General features: G+C 68.1%; 18 protein-coding genes. 14 read left to right on the forward strand and 4 right to left on the reverse strand.

The features are described from left to right. Positions 1 to 9: 9 nt before the first annotated feature. The 4 genes from RM531_RS01530 to RM531_RS01545 form a co-directional block, all read right to left on the reverse strand. The gene (locus tag RM531_RS01530) at positions 10 to 3,777 is read right to left on the reverse strand and encodes a YhdP family protein (protein ID WP_311656762.1); all 3,768 of its coding nucleotides are present in this window, start codon (positions 3,775 to 3,777) and stop codon (positions 10 to 12) included. 136 nt (positions 3,778 to 3,913) lie between these two features. After that, positions 3,914 to 5,374: a ribonuclease G gene (rng, locus tag RM531_RS01535; protein WP_311656763.1), complete on the reverse strand. Its 1,461-nt coding sequence runs from the start codon at positions 5,372 to 5,374 to the stop codon at positions 3,914 to 3,916. Between the two features lie 128 nt (positions 5,375 to 5,502). Then, positions 5,503 to 5,970, reverse strand: coding sequence for a 23S rRNA (pseudouridine(1915)-N(3))-methyltransferase RlmH (rlmH, locus tag RM531_RS01540; RefSeq protein ID WP_311656765.1), 468 nt, complete (start codon positions 5,968 to 5,970; stop codon positions 5,503 to 5,505). 14 nt (positions 5,971 to 5,984) lie between these two features. Next, a complete protein-coding gene (locus RM531_RS01545; protein WP_311656767.1) occupies positions 5,985 to 6,458 on the reverse strand; it encodes a CopD family protein in 474 nt (157 codons plus the stop codon). Positions 6,459 to 6,571: 113 nt separating this feature from the next. On the opposite strand from RM531_RS01545, the gene rpe reads away from it, so the two are divergent. The 14 genes from rpe (at position 6,572) to coaD (ending at position 19,150) form a co-directional block, all read left to right on the forward strand. Beyond that, complete coding sequence (gene rpe, locus RM531_RS01550) at positions 6,572 to 7,261, forward strand: ribulose-phosphate 3-epimerase (RefSeq protein ID WP_311652332.1); 690 nt, start codon at positions 6,572 to 6,574, stop codon at positions 7,259 to 7,261. 233 nt (positions 7,262 to 7,494) lie between these two features. Next, positions 7,495 to 8,955 carry an anthranilate synthase component I gene (gene trpE, locus RM531_RS01555; RefSeq protein WP_311656769.1) on the forward strand — a complete coding sequence of 487 codons (1,461 nt, stop codon included), beginning with the start codon at positions 7,495 to 7,497 and terminating at the stop codon, positions 8,953 to 8,955. 229 nt (positions 8,956 to 9,184) lie between these two features. After that, entirely contained in the window at positions 9,185 to 9,787 is a 603-nt protein-coding gene (locus tag RM531_RS01560; RefSeq protein ID WP_311656771.1) for an anthranilate synthase component II, read from the forward strand. Positions 9,788 to 10,017: 230 nt separating this feature from the next. Continuing rightward, positions 10,018 to 11,049 (forward strand): anthranilate phosphoribosyltransferase, encoded by a 1,032-nt coding sequence (gene trpD / locus RM531_RS01565; protein WP_432280492.1) that lies wholly within the window; start codon positions 10,018 to 10,020, stop codon positions 11,047 to 11,049. Continuing rightward, complete coding sequence (trpC, locus tag RM531_RS01570; protein ID WP_311656772.1) at positions 11,046 to 11,828, forward strand: indole-3-glycerol phosphate synthase TrpC; 783 nt, start codon at positions 11,046 to 11,048, stop codon at positions 11,826 to 11,828. Before trpD ends, trpC begins: the two co-directional genes overlap by 4 nt. Positions 11,829 to 11,933: 105 nt before the next feature. After that, positions 11,934 to 12,356, forward strand: coding sequence for an OsmC family protein (locus tag RM531_RS01575; RefSeq protein WP_311656774.1), 423 nt, complete (start codon positions 11,934 to 11,936; stop codon positions 12,354 to 12,356). 54 nt (positions 12,357 to 12,410) lie between these two features. Further along, positions 12,411 to 13,187, forward strand: a complete 777-nt coding sequence (gene speD, locus RM531_RS01580; protein ID WP_311652324.1) for an adenosylmethionine decarboxylase — start codon at positions 12,411 to 12,413, stop codon at positions 13,185 to 13,187. A 6-nt stretch (positions 13,188 to 13,193) separates the two neighbouring features. Further along, complete coding sequence (gene holA, locus RM531_RS01585) at positions 13,194 to 14,249, forward strand: DNA polymerase III subunit delta (RefSeq protein WP_311656776.1); 1,056 nt, start codon at positions 13,194 to 13,196, stop codon at positions 14,247 to 14,249. After that, the gene (locus RM531_RS01590; RefSeq protein ID WP_311656777.1) at positions 14,246 to 15,532 is read left to right on the forward strand and encodes a glutamate-5-semialdehyde dehydrogenase; all 1,287 of its coding nucleotides are present in this window, start codon (positions 14,246 to 14,248) and stop codon (positions 15,530 to 15,532) included. The genes holA and RM531_RS01590 overlap by 4 nt, the downstream gene beginning before the upstream one ends. Before the next feature lie 30 nt (positions 15,533 to 15,562). Continuing rightward, positions 15,563 to 16,228: a nicotinate-nucleotide adenylyltransferase gene (nadD, locus tag RM531_RS01595; RefSeq protein WP_311656778.1), complete on the forward strand. Its 666-nt coding sequence runs from the start codon at positions 15,563 to 15,565 to the stop codon at positions 16,226 to 16,228. Further along, positions 16,225 to 16,569, forward strand: coding sequence for a ribosome silencing factor (gene rsfS / locus RM531_RS01600; RefSeq protein ID WP_311656779.1), 345 nt, complete (start codon positions 16,225 to 16,227; stop codon positions 16,567 to 16,569). The genes nadD and rsfS overlap by 4 nt, the downstream gene beginning before the upstream one ends. A gap of 23 nt (positions 16,570 to 16,592) precedes the next feature. Next, positions 16,593 to 18,074: a metalloprotease TldD gene (gene tldD / locus RM531_RS01605; RefSeq protein WP_311656781.1), complete on the forward strand. Its 1,482-nt coding sequence runs from the start codon at positions 16,593 to 16,595 to the stop codon at positions 18,072 to 18,074. Between the two features lie 10 nt (positions 18,075 to 18,084). Continuing rightward, a complete protein-coding gene (gene rsmD, locus RM531_RS01610; RefSeq protein WP_311656782.1) occupies positions 18,085 to 18,663 on the forward strand; it encodes a 16S rRNA (guanine(966)-N(2))-methyltransferase RsmD in 579 nt (192 codons plus the stop codon). Continuing rightward, the gene (coaD, locus tag RM531_RS01615) at positions 18,656 to 19,150 is read left to right on the forward strand and encodes a pantetheine-phosphate adenylyltransferase (protein ID WP_311652317.1); all 495 of its coding nucleotides are present in this window, start codon (positions 18,656 to 18,658) and stop codon (positions 19,148 to 19,150) included. Before rsmD ends, coaD begins: the two co-directional genes overlap by 8 nt. The last annotated feature ends 45 nt before the right edge of the window (positions 19,151 to 19,195 follow it).

Below are 19,195 nucleotides of genomic sequence, written 5' to 3' on the forward strand. Positions count from 1 at the left end.
GGTTCGGGTCTACTCCTGGGTGGCCTCTTCCACGGGGTCGATCTGCGGATCGCTCCACTGGCCGGTCAGATCATAGGTCACGCTGGAAATTTCCGCGATCGGTTTGCGCAACAGCCGCTGGGCCACGAACAGGGCGGCCCCCACCGCGGGCCCGCCGAGTACGGTGCCGGCAATGGCCGCGGCGGATGACATCTTGGGCACGATGGTCACCCGCTGATCGTAGTCTCGGGCCGCCAGGCCCACCCGGCCGCGAATGCGGATGATGGCCGACGGCGTGTTGATGCGCAGATTGTCGGTGCGAGCATCGCCCGCGGTCACGTTGAAATCACCCTGCAGCCGGTCGAAGGCCATGCCCTCGTTCAGCACGTCGCGGAAATCCAGCAGCAGCCGGCGAGGCAGGGCGTAGAAATTCACCAGCCCCAGCACCCGGCCGGCGCCGGGTTCGATCGGCACCAGCGTGCCGTCCTCGAGCTTGAAGCTGAGGTGCCCATTGAGTCTTTCCGGCACCAGACCCGCGGCGGACGGTTCGAAGCGCAGCGCGGTAACCACCCGCGCCTTGTCGGCCCGCACGCTGGGGCTGAAGCCCAGGGCCTGGATCAGCCGCGCCAGGCCGCTGCCCTCCAGGGTGCTGTCGAATGTTGCCTGCGATTGCCCGCCGGTCCGCGTCCACTGGCCCTGGCCGGTCAGGTGCGTATCGTTGCCGTTCAGCGAAAGCTCTTCCAGGGCCACGCCGTTGTCGACGGCCCGGGCAGTGGCGGTCAACCGCCCCAGTGCGGTGCCATCGACCCAGAGTTCACTGATGGCAAGATCAACGCCGGGTAGCTGACCGGGGTCCATGGGGGCATCGGTGGCCGCCTGATCATCGGTGGGTTCGGTACGCGCAGCCGGCAACAGCGCCAGATGATCCAGCCGGGCATGCACGGTCGGTCGGCTGTTGCCGGTCTCCCAGCGGACGTTGCCGGTGGCGCCGTCGCCGCTGAGATCGGCCTGCCAGCCGCGGTCGGCGGGCAGCGGCTTTACACGGAAACGCGTCGTCGGGACTGCCTGACCCTGCAGTCGGAGCCGGTCCACGGTCAGGTCACCGCCTCGCAGCCCAAGGCCAGATCCGTTGCGGGCACCGCCTGTCGGCAACAGGGCCTGCCAGGCCGGCAGGTCCAGCTCGGCCAGATACCCGCCCACCCATAAACCGTCGCCGGCCGGCGGGTTCACCGGGTCAGTGCCGAATACCAGGTCCGCCGCCTGCAGACGGTCGTCGGTACGGCGGAGTTCGGCGCGCAAGCGGTCGGCATAGTCCAGGGTGATGCGATTGCTGTCGGCGCTGACCGTGACCGACAGCGGGGCGCTGGTGCCGGCCGGCTTGCCCAGCGGGGCCGGCAGATCGAGGGCCAGGTCGGTCAGGTCACTGTGCAGCCGGAGGTCCGATATCCGGCCGCCGGCCGACACCCGCAGCCCTGCCTGCCAGACGGCGCTGCCGTCGGCGCGGGCCACCAGGTCGGCCGGCAACAGCGGTTCCCACCATGGCGCCTGGGCCGGCAGGCTCAGGTCGGCTCGGGCATCGATGGCCAGGCCGTCGGCCCCGGCCGGGGTCAGGTCCGCCTGCACCGGCATGCCCATGAACCGTCCCTCGATGCCCTGCGCATACAGGCCCTTGAGGTCGAAGCGCAGATCGCCCTCCAGGCCCTGCAGAGGCCGTGGCAGCGCCGGGTGCGTGAGGGTGACGCCGCGCAGGTCGATGGTGCCGTCCACGGCCACATCGGCATCGAGATCCGGCTTCAGCGGCAGCGACAGGGCCAGCGTCAGCCCCGCCGGCCCGCTGACCTCGAGAACTTCTGCAATCCGCCCGAACTTGTCGGCCAGTGGCGACGCGGGAATGAAGCGCATCATGGCATCGGCGCCGGCTTCGTCGAGCCGCCCGTCGACCGCCAGGACGGGTTCGCGCACGTTGGGGACATGGGCGCTGGCCGGCCCTACCTCGACGCCGAGGATGCGCCCCCGCGAGGCCTGGATGTCGAGGGTGTCCCCAACCAGCGTGAGTTGGCCTTCGATGTCCTGCATCGCGGGCCAGTCGGGCTTGTAGGCCATGTCCACGTCTTCGCCGACCACCGAGACGCGGAACTCGCCATTACCCGCGGCGAACGGAAACTGCGATAGCGGACCCGCCAGACGTACCTCGGCGCTGGTGACGCGAGCCGCGGTGATCGCGCGCGGCAGCCAGTCCCGCAGCCGCTTGTTGGGCATGTCATCGGCCTGGGGCAGATGCGCGAACAGCGGCGGGAGATCGGCCGATTCGCCGGTGAACGTCAGATCGGCGCGCGGGGCACCGCCGTTCCCGTCCCAGCTCAGTTCGCCGCCGCCGGCAAACGTGGTTTGCCCCGAGGTCAGCCGGGCATCCGCCAGATGCAACGTGCCGCCGCCCCCGCTATCCGGTGACCAGCTCAGCTTGCCGCGACCGTTGGTCAGCGGCAGTTCGCCGCGCACGTAGCGCTGCCAGGTCAGGCCGCCGTCCACATTTTCGACCGTCAGCGTGGCGCCTTCGGGGCCGAGGGTGGACTGGCCGTCGATTCGCCCCAGCGCCAGACCCAGCCCCGCATGATCCAGGGCCAGGTCCTCGAAGGCCACCAGGCCTCGTGTCTGACCCGGCGTTCGCAGCGGCATCCGGAACGACAGCCGTGATATCCGGCCCTGGCCCGTTAGCTGCCGGGCGCCGAGCAGGCCCACTCGCGCCGCGGCCGCTGCCAGGCTGGCCGGCAGATCGGTGATCTCGCCGCTGAGGCTGGTCAGCGCCGGATTCAACCGGGCCCGGCCGTTGGCCTCAACGGGGCGATCATCCGCGCGTAGCGATTCGAGGTTGATGGCATAGCCCTCCGCGTCGGGCTCAACGTTAAAGTCCATCCGCAGCGGCGGGGCGACGGGGCTGGCATCCCGACCCCGAAGCGCCTCGCTGACGGCCGTGGCCCGCGCGCCGTCCAGCGCCCGGTCGGCCCAGTCCACCCACAGTTCAACATCGCTGTGTCCGCCCTCGAGGCCGGCGGTCTCCAGCCCGGCTTCGGACAGCAGCTCCGGTGCGTTCAGGCCGCCGAGGCGGATGTAGGCATTGGCGGCCAGATCCCGCCAGCGGGTGAGATCGCCGTAGGCGAAGATATCGGCATGCACGTGGTCGCCCCAGGCCGGCGGCAGTTCGGCATCGCCGATCACCCGGTGGCGGCTGTCCTGCGATTGCAGGGTCAGTTCGACATCATCCAGGGTGCCCAGTATCCGGGTGTTGGCGCCGGCGGCCAGGCCCAGCTGGCCGTCGCGAACGCGGATGCGATCCACCCGATCCAGCCAGGTGGCGGCATCGTCCAGGCTGAAAGCCGGGCCGCCGCCGCTGGCCAGCCCGCGCAGACGCAGCCCACCGTCATCACCGCGGTAGATCGCCAGCTGCGGCCCCACCAGCGTGAGGTCGCGCGGAATGCGGCCGCCGCGCAACAGGTCCACGAAGCTGAAGCGTACTGCCAGCTGCTCCAGGCGCACCACGGTGGGGCCGCCGGCGGATTCCAGCAGCGCCACATCGCTGAGTTCCAGGACCGGCCCGGTCCAGTCCCAGGCCAGACCCAGGCGGCCGATAGTCAGCGGCTGCTCTAGCTCCTCGCCGATGCGTTCGGTGAGTTCGGCACGGTAGCCGGGCAGGGTGCGGTCGATCAGGCGTACGGCGCCCACCGCCAGTCCGGCCACGATGACCAGACTGGCCAGGGTGACCAGCAGCAGGGTCTTGAGTCGCAGGTTGCGGCGCCGCATGGCGGCGGCTCAGCCGCGGTCGGCCCGCGGGCGCATTCGGTTGGTGTCTGGCGGCATGGTGTCGGTGGGTGTCACTGGTTTGTACGTCTGTGCCGGTGGGCGCCTGCGGCCGGAAGCTGTTCTCGCGGCAGCCCCGCTACATCAGTACGACATCGAAATTGGCCTGTTGATACAGCGACTCCGCCTGTAAGCGTATCGGCCGATCAATGGTAGCGGACAGTTCGGCCAGTGCCTCGGCCTGTTCATCGAGCAGTACCGCCACCACGTCCGGGCTGGCCAGCAGCAGGATTTCCCGGGCCTCGAACTGGCGGGCGCTCCGCAGGATGTCGCGGAAAATCTCGTGGCAGACGGTTTCCGGCGTTTTCACCGAACCGCGGCCCCCGCAACTGGGACAGGTCTCGCACAGCTGATGTTCCAGGCTGTCGCGGGTGCGCTTGCGGGTCATCTCCACCAGGCCCAGAGGCGAGATCGGGTAGATGGTGCTGCGGGCCGAGTCCTGCGCCAGGGCCTTCTCGAGCATCCGGAGGACCTGCTGGCGGTCCGCCTCCAGGGTCATGTCGATGAAATCGACGATGATCAGGCCGCCCAGGTTGCGCAGGCGCAGCTGCCGGGCCAGCGTCTGGGCGGCTTCCAGGTTGGTGCGCAGGATGGTCTCGTCGAGATTGCGGCTGCCCACGAAGCCGGCGGTGTTCACGTCCACCGTGGTCATCGCCTCGGTCTGCTCGATCACCAGGCTGCCGCCGGATTTCAGCGGCACGGTCGATTGCAGGGCCCGTTCGATCTCGTCCTCCACCCCGAACAGGTCGAAGATGGGCGCGGCACCGGTATAACGCTCGATACGTTCGACCATCTCCGGCACGAAGCGACGGGCGAAGTCCACGGTTTCCTGCCAGGCCTCGGCGTCGTCGATGCGGATGCGCTCGACCGCCGGCGAGAGCAGATCCCGGATCATCCGGGTGACCAGCGGCAGGTCGCCATGCACCAGGGTCGCGGGCTGGGCGGTTCGGACCTGCTCGTTGATCGATTCCCACAGACGCGCGAGAAATCGCATGTCCGCGGCCAGGGCATGCGGCTCGGCCCCCTCGCCAACGGTACGCACGATGAACCCGCCCGGCATCTCCATCTGGGTCTTCAGACGGGTGACCACTTCGATCAGCCGCTCGCGCTCGTCCGTGTCCTCGATGCGGGCGGACACCGCCACCTGCTCGTTGTGCGGCATCAGCACGAGAAACCGCGAGGGAATGGACAACTCGGTGGTCAGCCGTGCGCCCTTGCTGCCGATCGGCTCCTTGACCACCTGCACCAGCACGTTGTCGCCGTCAGCAAGCAACTGCTGGATGCCGGGCGCCTCGATGGTGTCCTCGCCGTGCTGGCGGACGATATCGCTGGCGTGGAGAAAGGCGGTACGGGCCAGCCCGATTTCAATGAAGGCCGCCTGCATGCCGGGCAGCACCCGCTGCACCCGGCCCATGTAAATGTTGCCCGCTACGCCGCGGCGCGAATCGCGCTGCAGAAAGACTTCCTGGAGAGAAGCGTTTTCCACCTGGGCAACGCGGGTCTCCCCCGGTGCCACATTGACCAGGATTTCGAGGCTCACGGCAGGTGGCCTCAGTCGGAATCCGGATCGTCAGTTCGGCGGCTGGATTTGTGATGACAATGGTTCATGGCACCGATTGTCGAACGGCGCCCGGATTGCTGCAAGTTTCGGTGCCGCTGACGGCGATTTCAGCGGTGGTAGGGATGTCCGGCCAGCAGCGAGGTCGCCCGGTAGAGTGCCTCCGCCACCACCACCCGCACCAGACCGTGCGGCAGGGTCAGCGGGGACAGTGACCAGCTCTGATCGGCCCGGGCCCGGCAATCCGGCGACAGGCCATCGGGCCCGCCGATCAGCAGGCTGCGGTCGCGGCCGTCCATGCGCCAGGCTTCGATCTGGTCCGCGAGATCACGGGTGCGCCAGGCGCGGCCGTCCACATCCAGCGCGACTACGGCGTGATTGTCAGGCACGGCAGCCAGCATCCGACGCCCCTCGTCGGCCACCGCCGCGTCCGGGGGTTCCTGCTTGCGGCGGTGCCCCAGCGGGATTTCCGTGAGTTGCAGCGGACAGTCATTGCCCAACCGCTTGGCATACTCGCGATATCCCCGCTCGACCCAGTCGGGCATGCGGGTACCGCAGGCGACCAGATTCAGCCGCAAACCGCGCCTCCGGCTCAGCCCGGCAACAGGCCGTAACGTCCGCCGGCGGCCACCGCCACCACGATCAGGCCCAGCAGCAGGTTGACGCCGATCAGCACGCGAATCTGATTGAGGTAGCGGGCCCCCTCGTTGAGGGTGCCGGCCTCCAGGGCCAGACGCAGCCGGCGCCAGGGGGCGAAGTACACATGTCCGAACAGCGCGAACATCAGCCAGCCGAGGCCGTGCATGATGTGCACATGGGTTCCGGCGCCGCCCATGCCGCCCAGCACCGCGAAGATCAGCCAGTAGCCGGTGGCCAGCAGCGCGATTACCGACAGCCACACGAACGGGAAGAAGCGGGCGAACACGCCGGCCCACAATGCCAGCCGGTCGGCCAGTGCCAGTTGCCCGGCGGCCGGGCGCAGGGCCATGTAGGCGAAGAACATGCCCCCCACCCAGACGACGGCGGCGAGTACGTGGAGTGCGATGGCAAGGCCGTTGATGCTCATGGCGATTCCCTGCTGTGAGGCAATGCCCGGTAGGTTACAGTACGCCGGCCGTGAAACGTGTCGCGCCCGGCCGGTTCGCCCGGCGCGGATGACATCAACAGTAGGAGACGATCATGGCGCTGGCGGATCGTGATTTCCTGATTGCCCCGTCCATTCTGGCTGCCGACCTCGCCCGCCTCGGCGACGAGGTGCACGACGTGCTCGAGGCTGGCGCCGACTGGGTGCATTTCGACGTGATGGACAACCATTACGTGCCCAATCTCACCTTCGGGCCGCCGGTGTGCAAGGCGTTGAAGGATTACGGCATTACCGCGCCGCTGGACGTGCATCTCATGGTCAAGCCGGTGGACCGCCTGATCGGGGATTTTCTCGAGGCCGGTGCGGCCAGCATCACCTTCCATCCGGAGGCCAGCGAGCATATCGATCGCAGCCTGCAGCTGATCCGCGACGGCGGCGCCAAGTGCGGGCTGGTGTTCAACCCGGCTACGCCGCTGTACTACCTCAAGCACGTACTGGACAAGATCGACATCGTGCTGATCATGTCGGTCAACCCGGGCTTCGGCGGCCAGAGCTTCATTCCCGAGGCGCTCAACAAGCTGCGGGAAGCACGCGAGCTGATTGACGCCTCCGGCCAGGACATCCGGCTGGAAGTGGACGGCGGGGTGAAAACCGAGAACATTGCCGAGGTGGCGAAGGCCGGGGCCGATACGTTCGTGGCCGGTTCGGCGATCTTCAGCAAGGATGACTACGCCGCCACCATCGCCGACATGCGGCGCGAGCTGGATCGCCTGCGTTCGGTCTAGAGTGCCTGGCTGGCGGTTGATGACGCAGTCGCGTCTCGCCGTGGACGGCGGGAACGCGTTAAGCTTGGCGCATCCGCGCAACGCGACAGAGTTCCATGCGGCAACGATATTCGATAGGCAACGCCGCCCCGCGGGCGGCATGGCGATGGTGAAGCGCCGCCGCCCGGTCTAGCCGGGCCTGATGGCCCTGTGCCGTCGCCGATGCCCATTCGTTCGCCTGAAGTGTCGTTGCCATGTCCCAGTTCGCCTCCTTTCAGCCCGTCAAACGCGTTCCCGTGGTCCGCGAGGTCCTTGCCGATCTCGACACGCCCCTGTCGGTATATCTCAAGCTAGCCGATGCGCCGTACTCCTTCCTGCTGGAGTCGGTGCAGGGCGGGGAACGCTGGGGCCGTTATTCCATCATCGGCCTGCCCTGCGACGAGCGCATCCGGGTTTCCGGGTCATGCCTGCGCCACGAGCGTGGCGACGACCTGCTGGCCGAGGTCGAAACCGATGATCCGCTGGCCTGGATCCAGGCCTTTGCCGACAGCCGGCCGCTGCCGCGTCTGCCGGAACTGCCGCGGCTGACCGGTGGGCTGGTGGGCTATTTCGGCTACGACACCATCCGCTACATCGAGCCGCGCCTGGCCGGCGTCGATAAACCGGACCCGCTGAATCTGCCGGACATCCTGCTGCTGGTTGCCGAGGAACTGGTGGTGTTCGACAACCTGTCGGGCAAGCTCTACTGCATCGGTCATCACGTCGCGGGGGATACTGCCGATGCGGACCGCGTGGCCGCCCGGCTGGACGGGCTGGTGGCGAAGCTGGCCGAACCCCTGGCCCTGCCCGAGGCCGCGCTGGGCGACGACAGCCTGGACGACGCCAGTTTCGTGTCCGGGCTGACCCAGGCCGGCTACGAGGACGCGGTGCGCCGCATCGTCGACTACACCCGCGCCGGCGACGTCATGCAGGTGGTGCCCAGCCAGCGCCTGTCGGCCCCGTTCACGGCGGAGCCGCTGTCGCTCTACCGAGCGCTGCGCTGTCTGAACCCTTCGCCCTACATGTATTTCATGAATTTCGGCGACCACCACGTCGTCGGGTCCTCGCCGGAAATCCTGGTGCGGGTCAGCGACGACGAGGTCATGGTCCGGCCGATTGCCGGCACCCGGCCGCGCGGGGCTACGCCCGAGGCCGATGCCGCCCTCGAGGCCGAATTGCTGGCCGATCCCAAGGAGCTGGCCGAGCACCTGATGCTGATCGACCTGGGCCGCAACGATGTCGGGCGCGTCGCCGAGACCGGCAGCGTCGAGGTCACCGACCGCATGGTGATCGAGCGCTACTCGCACGTCATGCATATCGTGTCCAACGTCACCGGCCGGCTGCGTGCGGGCCTGCGGCCGCTGGATGCGCTCAAGGCCACGTTCCCGGCCGGAACCCTGTCCGGCGCGCCCAAGATACGGGCGATGGAGATCATCGACGAGCTGGAACCCGTCAAGCGCGGAGTCTACGGCGGGGCGGTGGGCTATCTGGCCGACAACGGCGACATGGACCTGGCGATTGCCATCCGCACCGCCGTGCTCAAGGATGGCGAAATCCATGTCCAGGCCGGCGGCGGCATCGTGGCGGACTCGCAGCCGACGAGTGAATGGGAGGAAACCATGAACAAGGCCCGCGCGGTGATGCGCGCGGCGGCGATGGCAGCGCGCGGACTTTAAGAATGGATCCGCAGATTTCGCAGATTGCACAGATTTTTTTGTGCGGGCTGCCGACGCGCCGAAGTCATTCAAAGCCTATTCGACGGCCTGCATGCAATTACGCTAGCTACTGCCAGGAACAACCGATCTGTGCGATACCAACCGCGTCAGCGGCAACCCTGTCAATCTGTGAAATCTGCGTAATCTGCGGATAAAATTCTTTTCTACTGCAAGGCTGGTAAGCCGGAACATGATTCTCGTCATCGACAACTACGACAGCTTCACCTACAACCTGGTCCAGTACCTGGGCGAGCTGGAGGCGGATGTCGAGGTGCTGCGCAACGATGCCAGCGACCTGGCGGCGATCCGCGCCATGCAGCCGGCGGGCATCGTGATTTCGCCCGGCCCCTGCACCCCGAACGAGGCCGGGGTATCGCTGGAGGTGGCCCGCGAACTGGCAGGGCGGGTGCCGATGCTGGGGGTCTGTCTCGGGCACCAGGCCATCGGTCAGGCGTTTGGCGGCGAGGTGGTGCGGGCCCACGACGTCATGCACGGCAAGACCTCGGTGATCCATCACACCGGGGAAGGCGTGTTCGCCGGTCTGGCCAATCCGCTGACCGCTACCCGCTACCACTCGCTGGTGGTGGCCCGCGACACCCTGCCGGCGGATTTCGCGGTAACGGCCTGGACCGAGACCGAAGCCGGCGAGGTCGACGAGATCATGGGGCTGATCCACCGGCCCACGGGCGCCGAGGGGGTACAGTTCCATCCCGAATCCATCCTCTCCGAGCATGGCCATGCCATGCTGAGGACCTTCCTCGACCGCACGGCAACGCCGGTGCCGGCAGCCTGAATGACCCAATCGGCGGATCAGATTTATTTTGTAACCGCAGATTACGCAGATTTCGCAGATGGGGCGAGGGGATGAATAGTGCATTCCGGCGGATTACGCGACGAGTATCGAACAGGTGGCGGCAAAGCTGTGCGCGCAAGGCCACTCAAGTTGAGTAGCCCGTTAAAAATCTGCGCCAATCTGCGTAATCTGCGGTTTCTCTTCTTCGAATTTTCAAACAACGCCAAGCCATGATCGACGCGCAACTGATGAATCATCTCGTCGCCGGGCGGGACCTTGATCGAGACACCATGGTTCAGGCCATGCGCACGATCATGACGGGCGAAGCCACTCCGGCGCAGATCGGCGGCTTCCTGGTAGCGCTGCGCATGAAGGGTGAGACGGTGGCCGAGATCACCGCCGCTGCCGAGGTCATGCGCGAGCTGGCCACCGCGGTGCCGGTGGACGCGGCCTATACCGAGGAGCTGGTGGATACCTGCGGCACTGGCGGCGACGCGGCCGGGCTGTTCAACGTTTCCACCGCGGCGGCGCTGGTGGTGGCGGCCGCCGGCGGTCGCGTGGCCAAGCACGGCAACCGCTCGGTCTCGGGCAAGAGCGGCAGCGCGGATGTGCTGGAAGCGGCCGGGGTGAATCTGAACACCAGCCCCGATCAGGTTGCCCGTTGTGTGCACGAACTGGGCGTGGGCTTCATGTTCGCGCCCGGCTTCCACGGCGCCATGAAGCACGCCATCGGCCCGCGCCGCGAGCTGGGGGTGCGCACCATCTTCAACATGCTGGGCCCGCTGACCAATCCCGCCGGGGCTCGCAATCAGGTGGTGGGCGTGTTCAACGGCCATCTCACCACGCCGATTGCCGAGGTGCTGGGTCGCCTGGGCAGCCGCCACGTGCTGGTGGTGCACGGCGAGGACGGTCTGGACGAGCTGTCGATCAACGCTCCGACCCGGGTGGCCGAACTGCGCGACGGCCGGGTGGAAAGCTATCTGCTGGCGCCCGAAGATGTCGGCTTGGAGCGGGGATCGCTGGATGCCCTGCGGGTGGAGGATGCCGGGCAGAGCCTGGCACTGATCCGCCGGGTGCTGGACGGCGAGCCGGGGGTGGCGCGCGACATGATCTGTCTCAATGCGGGGGCGGCCCTTTATGTATCCGGTCACGCCCGCGACATTGCCGAGGGTGTCACCCGCGCCGGTGACGCGGTGGACAGCGGCGCGGCGGCCGGCAAACTCGCCGCCCTGGCCGAGCTCACGGCGGGCATGACGCCATGAGCGACGTGCTGACCCGCATTCTGGCCACCAAGCGGGCCGAGATCGCCGCGCTGCCGGCGGTCGACGTGCTGGCCGAGCAGGCGGCGGCCGCGCCGGCCCCGCGTGGTTTCGCCCGGCAGCTGCATCAGGCCGCGGACGCGCGGGGCATGGCGGTAATCGCGGAGATCAAGAAGGCATCGCCCAGCAAGGGCGTGATCCGCGAGGACTTCGACCCGGCCTGGCTGGCCGGCTGCTATGCCGATGGCGGCGCCGCCTGTCTGTCGGTGCTGACCGACCGGGAGTATTTCCAGGGCGCGCCGGAATATCTTGCCGCCGCCCGCGCGGCCTGCGATCTGCCGGTGCTGCGCAAGGACTTCGTGATCGACTCGCGGCAGGTGCTGGAGGCCCGGGCGATGGGCGCTGATGCCGTGCTGCTGATCGTGGCGGCGCTCGATGACGCGGACCTGCGCGCACTGTCCGTGCAGGCCCTGGATCTGGGCATGGACGTGCTGGTCGAGGCCCATGACGGCGAGGAACTGGCCCGCGCCCTGACGCTTGACGAGCGTTGCCTGCTTGGCATCAACAATCGCGATCTGCGCACGTTCCACACCAGCCTGGATGTGAGCATCGCCCTGCGCGACACGGTTCCTGCCGATCGTCTGCTGATCAGCGAAAGCGGCATCCACACCCGGGGCGACCTGGCCCGCCTGCGCGGCGCGGACATTCGCGCCGTGCTGATCGGAGAATCCCTGATGCGCCAGCCGGATCCCGGGCATGCGCTGGCGGGCCTGCTTGCGTAGCCCGGCCAAGGCGTTTCAAGTTTCCGGTTTCGTGTTTCATGGTCTATCGGAACCCACGGAGCCGGCCCAACTCGAAACTCGAAACCTGAAACTCGAGACATCCGCATGAAAGCCACCATCAACTGGCAGGACAACCTGCACTTCACCGGCAGCGCCGACAGCGGCCATCACATCGACATCGACGGGCCACCCGATCTGGGGGGCGAGAACGTCGGCTTCCGGCCGATGGAGCTGATTCTGCTGGGCGTGGGCTCCTGCAGCGCGATGGACGTGATGCACATCCTGAAGAAGGCGCGCCAGCCGGTGACCGGTTGCGACATCGAGGTGGACGGCACCCGCGCCGACACCGATCCCAAGGTATTCACGGCGATTCACCTCAGGTTCGTCGTCACCGGCGATGGTCTGTCGGACCGCCAGGTAGCGCGGGCCGTGCAGCTGTCGGCGGAGAAGTACTGTTCCGCCTCGATCATGCTGCAGAACAGCGTGACCATCACCCACGATTACGAGATTGTTTCCGCGAGCGGCTGACGCGGGCATAATTCGCGCCCTTTCGTCACAGCCCGTACAACCGCTGGAGGTGCCATGGACAAGCTGAGACTCCACGGTTTCAACAACCTCACCAAGTCGCTGTCGTTCAACATCTACGACATCTGCTATGCCCGAACCGGCGAGCAGAAGAAGGCCTACGTGGCCTATCTGGACGAGGTGTTCAACGCCGAGCGGCTGACGCAGATTCTCACCGAGGTCACCGACATGATCGGGGCCAACGTGCTCAATATCGCCCGCCAGGACTACGAGCCCGAAGGCGCGTCGGTGACCATCCTGATCGCCGAGGAAACCGCCTACGACGGGCCGTTACCCGAATCCGTGGTGGGGCATCTGGACAAGAGCCACATCACCGTCCACACCTATCCGGAGTTTCATCCGGACCACGGCATTTCCACCTTCCGGGCGGATATCGACGTGTCCACCTGCGGGCTGATCTCGCCGCTCAAGGCGCTGAATCTTCTGATCAACAGCTTCGAGTCGGACGTGGTGGCGCTGGACTACCGGGTGCGCGGGTTCACCCGTGACGTGGAGGGCGCCAAGCACTTCATCGACCACCAGATCCACTCGATCCAGGATTACATCGCCGACGACATCAAGAACCGCTACCAGATGGTCGACGTGAACGTGCCGGCCGAGCGTATCTTTCACACCAAGATGCGGCTGCTGGACTTCGATATCGATGACTACCTGTTCGGCGACAGTCCCAATGACCTGAGCACCGAGGAGGCCGACGGCATCCGCGAGCGTATCGAGCACGAGGTCAACGAAATCTTCTACGGCCGCAACATCGTCGTGGACGGGGACGGCTGACCGGCAGTGGATATCAAGCCGGAACAGGTTTCCGATCACCTGGCCCGGGGCGCGCTGGCGCCGATCTATCTGCTGGCCGGCGATGAGCCGCTGCTGCTGGATGAAGCCACGTCCGCCATCCGTGCCGCCGCCGTCGCCCAGGGGTTCGACGAGCGCCGGGTGCTACATGCCGAACCCGGCTTCGACTGGTCGGAGCTGACCGCGGCGGTGAGCGAGCCGTCCCTGTTTTCCAGCCGGCAGCTGATCGAACTGCGGCTGTCATCGAAAGGCCCCGGCCAGCCCGGCAGCGCCGCGATCAAGGACTTCGCCGCCCGGGCGCCGGCGGACTGCATGCTGCTGGTACACGCCGGGCGCCTGGACGCGGATCAGCGCCGCTCCGCCTGGGTCAAGGCAATCCAGGGCAGCGGTCACGTGATCTACGCCTGGCCGTTTCCGGTGGCTCGCCTGCCGCAGTGGATCGAACGGCGGTCCACCGCCCGCGGTCTGACCCTGGACGAGGAGGCGCTTGCGGTGCTGGTGGCGCGCACCGAGGGCAACCTGCTGGCCGCGGCCCAGGAGATCGAGCGCCTGACCCTGCTGTTTCCGGAAGGCCGGGTGGACGCCGACGGCATGCGCGCGGCCACCGGCGATTCCGCCCGCTTCGACGTGTTCGATCTGTCCACCAAGGCGCTGGATGCCGACACCGCCGGGGTGGTCCGCAGCCTCGACCGGCTGCGCGAGGCCGGCATCGACCCGGTGCCGGTATTGTGGGCCCTGGTTCAGGACCTGCGCCTGCTGTTCACCGCCAGCCTCGCCGCCCGCCACGGCGGGGTCGATCGGGTGGTCAACGATCGCCGCGTGCGCATGCCGCCGGCCCGCCGCCAGCAGATCGGCGCGGCCGCCCGCCAGCGCCGGCCGCGCGATCTGCTGGCCTTGCTGCGCCGGGCCGCCCATGCCGACCGCGTGTGCAAGGGTGCGGCCCGGGGGCGGCCGTGGGAGGAACTGTTAACATTGGCATTGGGACTGGCCGGCCGGCCGATGGCTGTCTCGGCCCCTGAATCGAGGACAAACGGAGCGCCATGAGCGCAACTCAGACTGCGACCGCCGACGCCGCCAACGGCGTGGCCGAGACCATGCAGGCGATGGGCCGACAGGCCCGCGAGGCCGCCCGGACCATGGCCGCCGCCGATCCGGGCAGCAAGAATGGCGCCCTGTTCGCCATAGCCGATGCGATCGAAGCCGCCGAGGCCGATCTGCTGGCTGCCAATGCCCGGGACCTGAAGGCCGGGAAGGGGCGGTTGGACGATGCCCTCATGGAGCGGCTGGAACTCACCCCTGCCCGCATCGCGGCGATGGCCGAGGGCGTGCGCCAGATCGCTGCGCTGCCCGACCCGGTCGGTGCGATCAGCGACCTCGCCTACCGCCCATCCGGCATCCAGGTCGGACGCATGCGCGTGCCGCTGGGGGTGATCGGCATCATCTACGAGTCGCGGCCCAACGTCACCGCCGACGCCGCTGCCCTGTGTCTGAAATCGGGCAATGCGGCGATCCTGCGCGGCGGTTCGGAAGCGCGTGAATCCAATCTGGCCATTGCCGCCTGCATCGAGCGGGCGCTGGCCGATGCCGGCCTGCCGGCCGCGGCGGTCCAGGTGGTGGCCACCACCGACCGGGCCGCGGTGGGTGAACTGCTGCGCATGGAGGAATACGTCGACGTGGTGGTGCCGCGGGGTGGCAAGTCGCTGGTGGCGTTCGTGGCCGAGAATGCCCGGGTGCCGGTGATCAAGCATCTGGACGGCGTCTGCCACGTTTACATCGACGACGACGCGGACATCGACAAGGCGGTGGCCATTGCGGTGAATGCCAAGACCCAGCGCTACGGCACCTGCAACACCATGGAAACGCTGCTGGTATCCGAGGCCGTGGCCGATCGCGTGCTGCCGCGCATCGGCGAAATCCTGGCCCAGGCCGGCGTCGAAATCCGTGGTTGCGACATTACCCGTGGGCTGCTGACCGATGCCGTCCCCGCCAGCGATGCAGACTGGGGCGAGGAATATCTCGGGCCGGTGCTGGCCGTGCGGGTGGTGGCCGGCGTGGATGCGGCCATGGCGCACATCGACGCCTACGGCTCGCATCACACCGATGCCATCGTCACCGAGAACATGGTCAATGCGCGCCGTTTCATGCGGGAAGTGGATTCCTCCTCGGTGATGGTCAACGCATCCACTCGCTTCGCCGACGGCTTCGAATACGGCCTGGGCGCGGAGATCGGCATTTCCACCGACAAGCTGCACGCGCGCGGGCCGGTAGGGCTGGAAGGCCTGACCACGCTGAAGTACGTGGTGTTCGGGGATGGCCATGTCCGTTGATACCCGGCCGATGCGGGACGTCCGCTCCTGATGTCGCTGACTCGCCCGGTCGGCATCCTCGGGGGTACGTTCGATCCGGTGCACAACGGCCATCTACGGTTGGCCATCGAGCTGGTGGACCAGCTGGGGCTGGCCGAAATGCGGCTGATCCCCTCGGCGCGACCCCCGCATCGGGGCGAGCCCGCGGCCTCGCCCGGCCAGCGCGCCAAATGGCTGCGGGTGGCCATCGCCGAACAGCCGGGACTGCGGCTGGACGACCGCGAGCTGCTGCGTGACGGCCCCTCCTACTCCGTTGATACGCTGGTGGGCCTGCGCGCGGAACTGCCCGACACGCCCCTGTGTCTGGTCATGGGCATGGACGTGTTCGCCGGTCTGCCGGACTGGCATGAATGGCAGCGGCTGTTCGACTACGCCCATATCCTTCTGGTGGCCCGGCCGGGCACCGACGAGGCCCTGCCGGCCGCGGCCCAGGCGGTGCTCGATGCGCGCCTGCAGCCGCATGCCGCGGCGCTGGGGCAGTCACTGGCGGGTGCAATCGTGCGCTGCGAACCGCCGCCGCTGGCGATCTCTGCCAGCCGCATCCGGTCGCTGCTGGCGGCGGGCCGCTCGCCCCGATTCCTGTTGCCGGACGTGGTTCTGGCCGACATCCTCGACGCCGACGTCTACCGGCAACAACAACCTGCGGATTGCGCATGAACGATGACCAACTGCGGACCCTGGCGCTCGATGCCCTGGAAGAACTCAAGGCCGAGCACATCCAGGTGCTCGATGTCCGCGAACTGACCACCATCGCCGACCACATGATCGTGTGCACCGGCCGCTCCGGTCGCCACGTCAAGCGGCTGGGCGAGACCGTGGTCCAGCACGCCAAGCAGGCCGGGCTGACACCCGGGGTGGAGGGTCTGGCCCAGTCCGAATGGGTGCTGATCGATCTCAACGGGGTGATCGTACACATCATGCAGCCCACCACGCGGGCCTATTATCAGCTGGAAAAGCTCTGGGACATGGGCGGCGAATCCGCCACCGAACAGGGCTGATCGGTTTCGATCACGAGGCAGACATGGCAGCAGCGACGCAGGCAACTACCACCGATACCCTCGCCCAGGCGCAGGATGCCCTGCTGGGCCCGACCGCGCTGGAATCGAGCCAGATCGCCCGGGTGCTGGGCTCGCTGATGCGGCCGAACGTGGACGCCGCCGATCTCTACTTCCAGCGTCGCCGCCGCGAGGGTTGGGCGCTGGAGGACGGCATCGTGCGCACCGCCAGCGCCGGCGTGGAACAGGGCGTGGGCGCCCGTGCCATCAGCGGCGAGAAGACCGGTTTCGCCTATTCCGAGGACCTGACCCTGCCCGCACTCACCCGGGCCGGCGACGCCGCTTCGGCCATCGTGCAGGCCGGCAGCACCGGCCGGGTGGCGGCCTGGCAGTCGACGTCCGCGCCGTCGCTGTACGCGGCCCTCGATCCCGCCGACGGCTGGGACGAGGGGGCCAAGGTGGCGTTGTTACATCGCGCCGACGCCGTGGCCCGCAATGCCGACGACCGGGTCACCCAGGTGCAGGTCAGTCTGGCCGGGGTGCAGGACGTCGTGATGGTGGCGGCCTCCGACGGCACGCTGGCCGGGGACGTGCGTCCGCTGGTGCGTCTGACGGTCACCGTGCAGGTGGCCGCGGGCGGCCGGCGCGAACGGGCCAGCGCCGGGGGCGGTGGCCGCTGCGGCTACGATTTCTTCGTCGCCGACGACGAAGACGGCCGCGCGCGGGTCGAGGGCTACGCCCTGGAGGCCGTGCGCCGTGCACTGGTGCGGCTGTCGGCCGAGGAGGCGCCGGCCGGCACCATGAGCGTGGTGCTGGGCCCGGGCTGGCCCGGGGTGCTGCTGCACGAGGCGGTCGGCCACGGGCTGGAAGGCGATTTCAATCGCAAGGGCAGTTCCACCTACAGCGGCCGCGTGGGCGAGAAGGTCGCCTCCGAGCTGTGCACCATCGTGGACGACGGCACCATCGCCGGCCGCCGCGGTTCCCTGAGCATGGACGACGAAGGCGTGCCGGGTGGCTTCAATACCCTGATCCGGGACGGCGTGCTGGTGGGCTACATGCAGGACAAGCACAACGCCGGCCTGATGGGGGTGGCGCCCACCGGCAACGGCCGCCGGGAATCCTTCGCCCATCTGCCCATGCCGCGCATGACCAACACCTACATGCTGCCGGGTAGCGACGACCCCGCCGCCATTCTCGGCTCGGTCGACGAGGGCATCTTCGCGGCCAATTTCGACGGCGGCTCGGTGGACATCACCTCGGGCAACTTCGTGTTCTCCGCGTCCGAGGCCTATCGCATTGAAGGCGGCCGGCTGGGCGCCCCGATCAAGGGCGTCACCCTGATCGGCAACGGCCCCGACGTGCTCGAGAAGGTCTCCATGGTCGGCAACGACCTGGCCCTGGATACCGGCATCGGCGTCTGCGGCAAGAACGGCCAGAGCGTGCCCGTCGGGGTCGGTCAGCCCACCCTGCGGGTGGACGGGCTCACCGTCGGCGGCACCCAGGGCTAGGCTGCCCCGCTTGGGCCAGCGCGGCGACCTGCGCATCGTCGGCGGCGCCTGGCGCGGGCGGCGTATCCCGATCGCCGACGCCCCCGGCCTGCGGCCAACCCCGGACCGGGTTCGTGAAACCCTGTTCAACTGGCTGGCCCCACAGCTGCCGGGGGCCCGTTGTCTGGACGCCTTTGCCGGCAGCGGCGTGCTGGGGCTGGAGGCCCTGTCGCGCGGGGCCGCCGGTTGCGTGTTCATGGAGCCGGACCGCCCCTGCCGCGAGCGACTGGCCGCCGCGGTCGACACCCTGGGCGCGACCGGCGCGGTCATCGACCCGGGCCGGTCGCCGGACGGCTGGCCCGGCCTGGCGGAATCGGGTTTCGATCTGGTGTTTCTCGACCCGCCTTTCGACGCCGATCTGCTGATCCCGGCCCTGGCCGCGCTGCCGCCCCGGCTGCGGCCCGGCCATCGGGTCTATCTGGAGTTCGCTGCCCGCCGGGAACCCGATCTGCTCGCCGGCTGGGCCTGGCACCGGCGCAAGCGGGCCGGGGACGTGGGCTATGGTCTTGCAACCTGGTCGGGTGCGGGCGAGGATGCGGAGCATGACTGAGCACAAACCCGTGCGGGCGGCCTATACCGGCACGTTCGACCCCATTACCAACGGGCACGCGGATGTCATCCGCCGCGCGGCCCGCCTGTTCCCCGAGCTGGTCGTGGCAGTGGCCAATAACACGTCGAAGAAATCCATCTTCGAGCCCGACGAGCGCATCGAACTGGCCCGCCGGACGCTGGCGGACCTGGACAACGTCACCGTCATGGGCACCTCCGGTCTGATCGTGGACTGGGCCCGCGAGCAGGGCGTGACCGTACTGGTGCGCGGCGTGCGCGGCGTGGGGGATTACGAGTACGAACGCCAGATGGCGGTGATGAACCAGCATCTGAACCGCGACGTGGAAACCGTGCTGCTGGCCCCCTCGCCCCAGTACGCCCATATCTCCTCCACGCTGGTGCGGGAAATCGCGATCCTGGGTGGTGACATCGGCGGGCTGGTACCGGCCCCGGTGGCCGAGGCGCTGGCGGCCAAGTCCCGCGGCTGACCCCCCGCCGGCCTGTTCCGGCTCGACACAGATTCAGTGAGGAGA

Source organism: Spectribacter acetivorans, from assembly GCF_031846305.1.
GTDB classification, from domain to species: Bacteria; Pseudomonadota; Gammaproteobacteria; order Nevskiales; family Salinisphaeraceae; genus Spectribacter; species Spectribacter acetivorans.

Bases quoted from the DNA above. Each gene is read 5' to 3' on its own strand.
- RM531_RS01530 (WP_311656762.1), bottom strand. From the start codon at position 3,777: ATGCGGCGCCGCAACCTGCGACTCAAGACCCTGCTGCTGGTCACCCTG.
- RM531_RS01545 (WP_311656767.1), bottom strand. From the start codon at position 6,458: ATGAGCATCAACGGCCTTGCCATCGCACTCCACGTACTCGCCGCCGTC.
- rpe (WP_311652332.1), top strand. From the start codon at position 6,572: ATGGCGCTGGCGGATCGTGATTTCCTGATTGCCCCGTCCATTCTGGCT.
- trpE (WP_311656769.1), top strand. From the start codon at position 7,495: ATGTCCCAGTTCGCCTCCTTTCAGCCCGTCAAACGCGTTCCCGTGGTC.
- RM531_RS01560 (WP_311656771.1), top strand. From the start codon at position 9,185: ATGATTCTCGTCATCGACAACTACGACAGCTTCACCTACAACCTGGTC.
- trpD (WP_432280492.1), top strand. From the start codon at position 10,018: ATGATCGACGCGCAACTGATGAATCATCTCGTCGCCGGGCGGGACCTT.
- trpC (WP_311656772.1), top strand. From the start codon at position 11,046: ATGAGCGACGTGCTGACCCGCATTCTGGCCACCAAGCGGGCCGAGATC.
- RM531_RS01575 (WP_311656774.1), top strand. From the start codon at position 11,934: ATGAAAGCCACCATCAACTGGCAGGACAACCTGCACTTCACCGGCAGC.
- speD (WP_311652324.1), top strand. From the start codon at position 12,411: ATGGACAAGCTGAGACTCCACGGTTTCAACAACCTCACCAAGTCGCTG.
- RM531_RS01590 (WP_311656777.1), top strand. From the start codon at position 14,246: ATGAGCGCAACTCAGACTGCGACCGCCGACGCCGCCAACGGCGTGGCC.
- nadD (WP_311656778.1), top strand. From the start codon at position 15,563: ATGTCGCTGACTCGCCCGGTCGGCATCCTCGGGGGTACGTTCGATCCG.
- rsfS (WP_311656779.1), top strand. From the start codon at position 16,225: ATGAACGATGACCAACTGCGGACCCTGGCGCTCGATGCCCTGGAAGAA.
- tldD (WP_311656781.1), top strand. From the start codon at position 16,593: ATGGCAGCAGCGACGCAGGCAACTACCACCGATACCCTCGCCCAGGCG.
- coaD (WP_311652317.1), top strand. From the start codon at position 18,656: ATGACTGAGCACAAACCCGTGCGGGCGGCCTATACCGGCACGTTCGAC.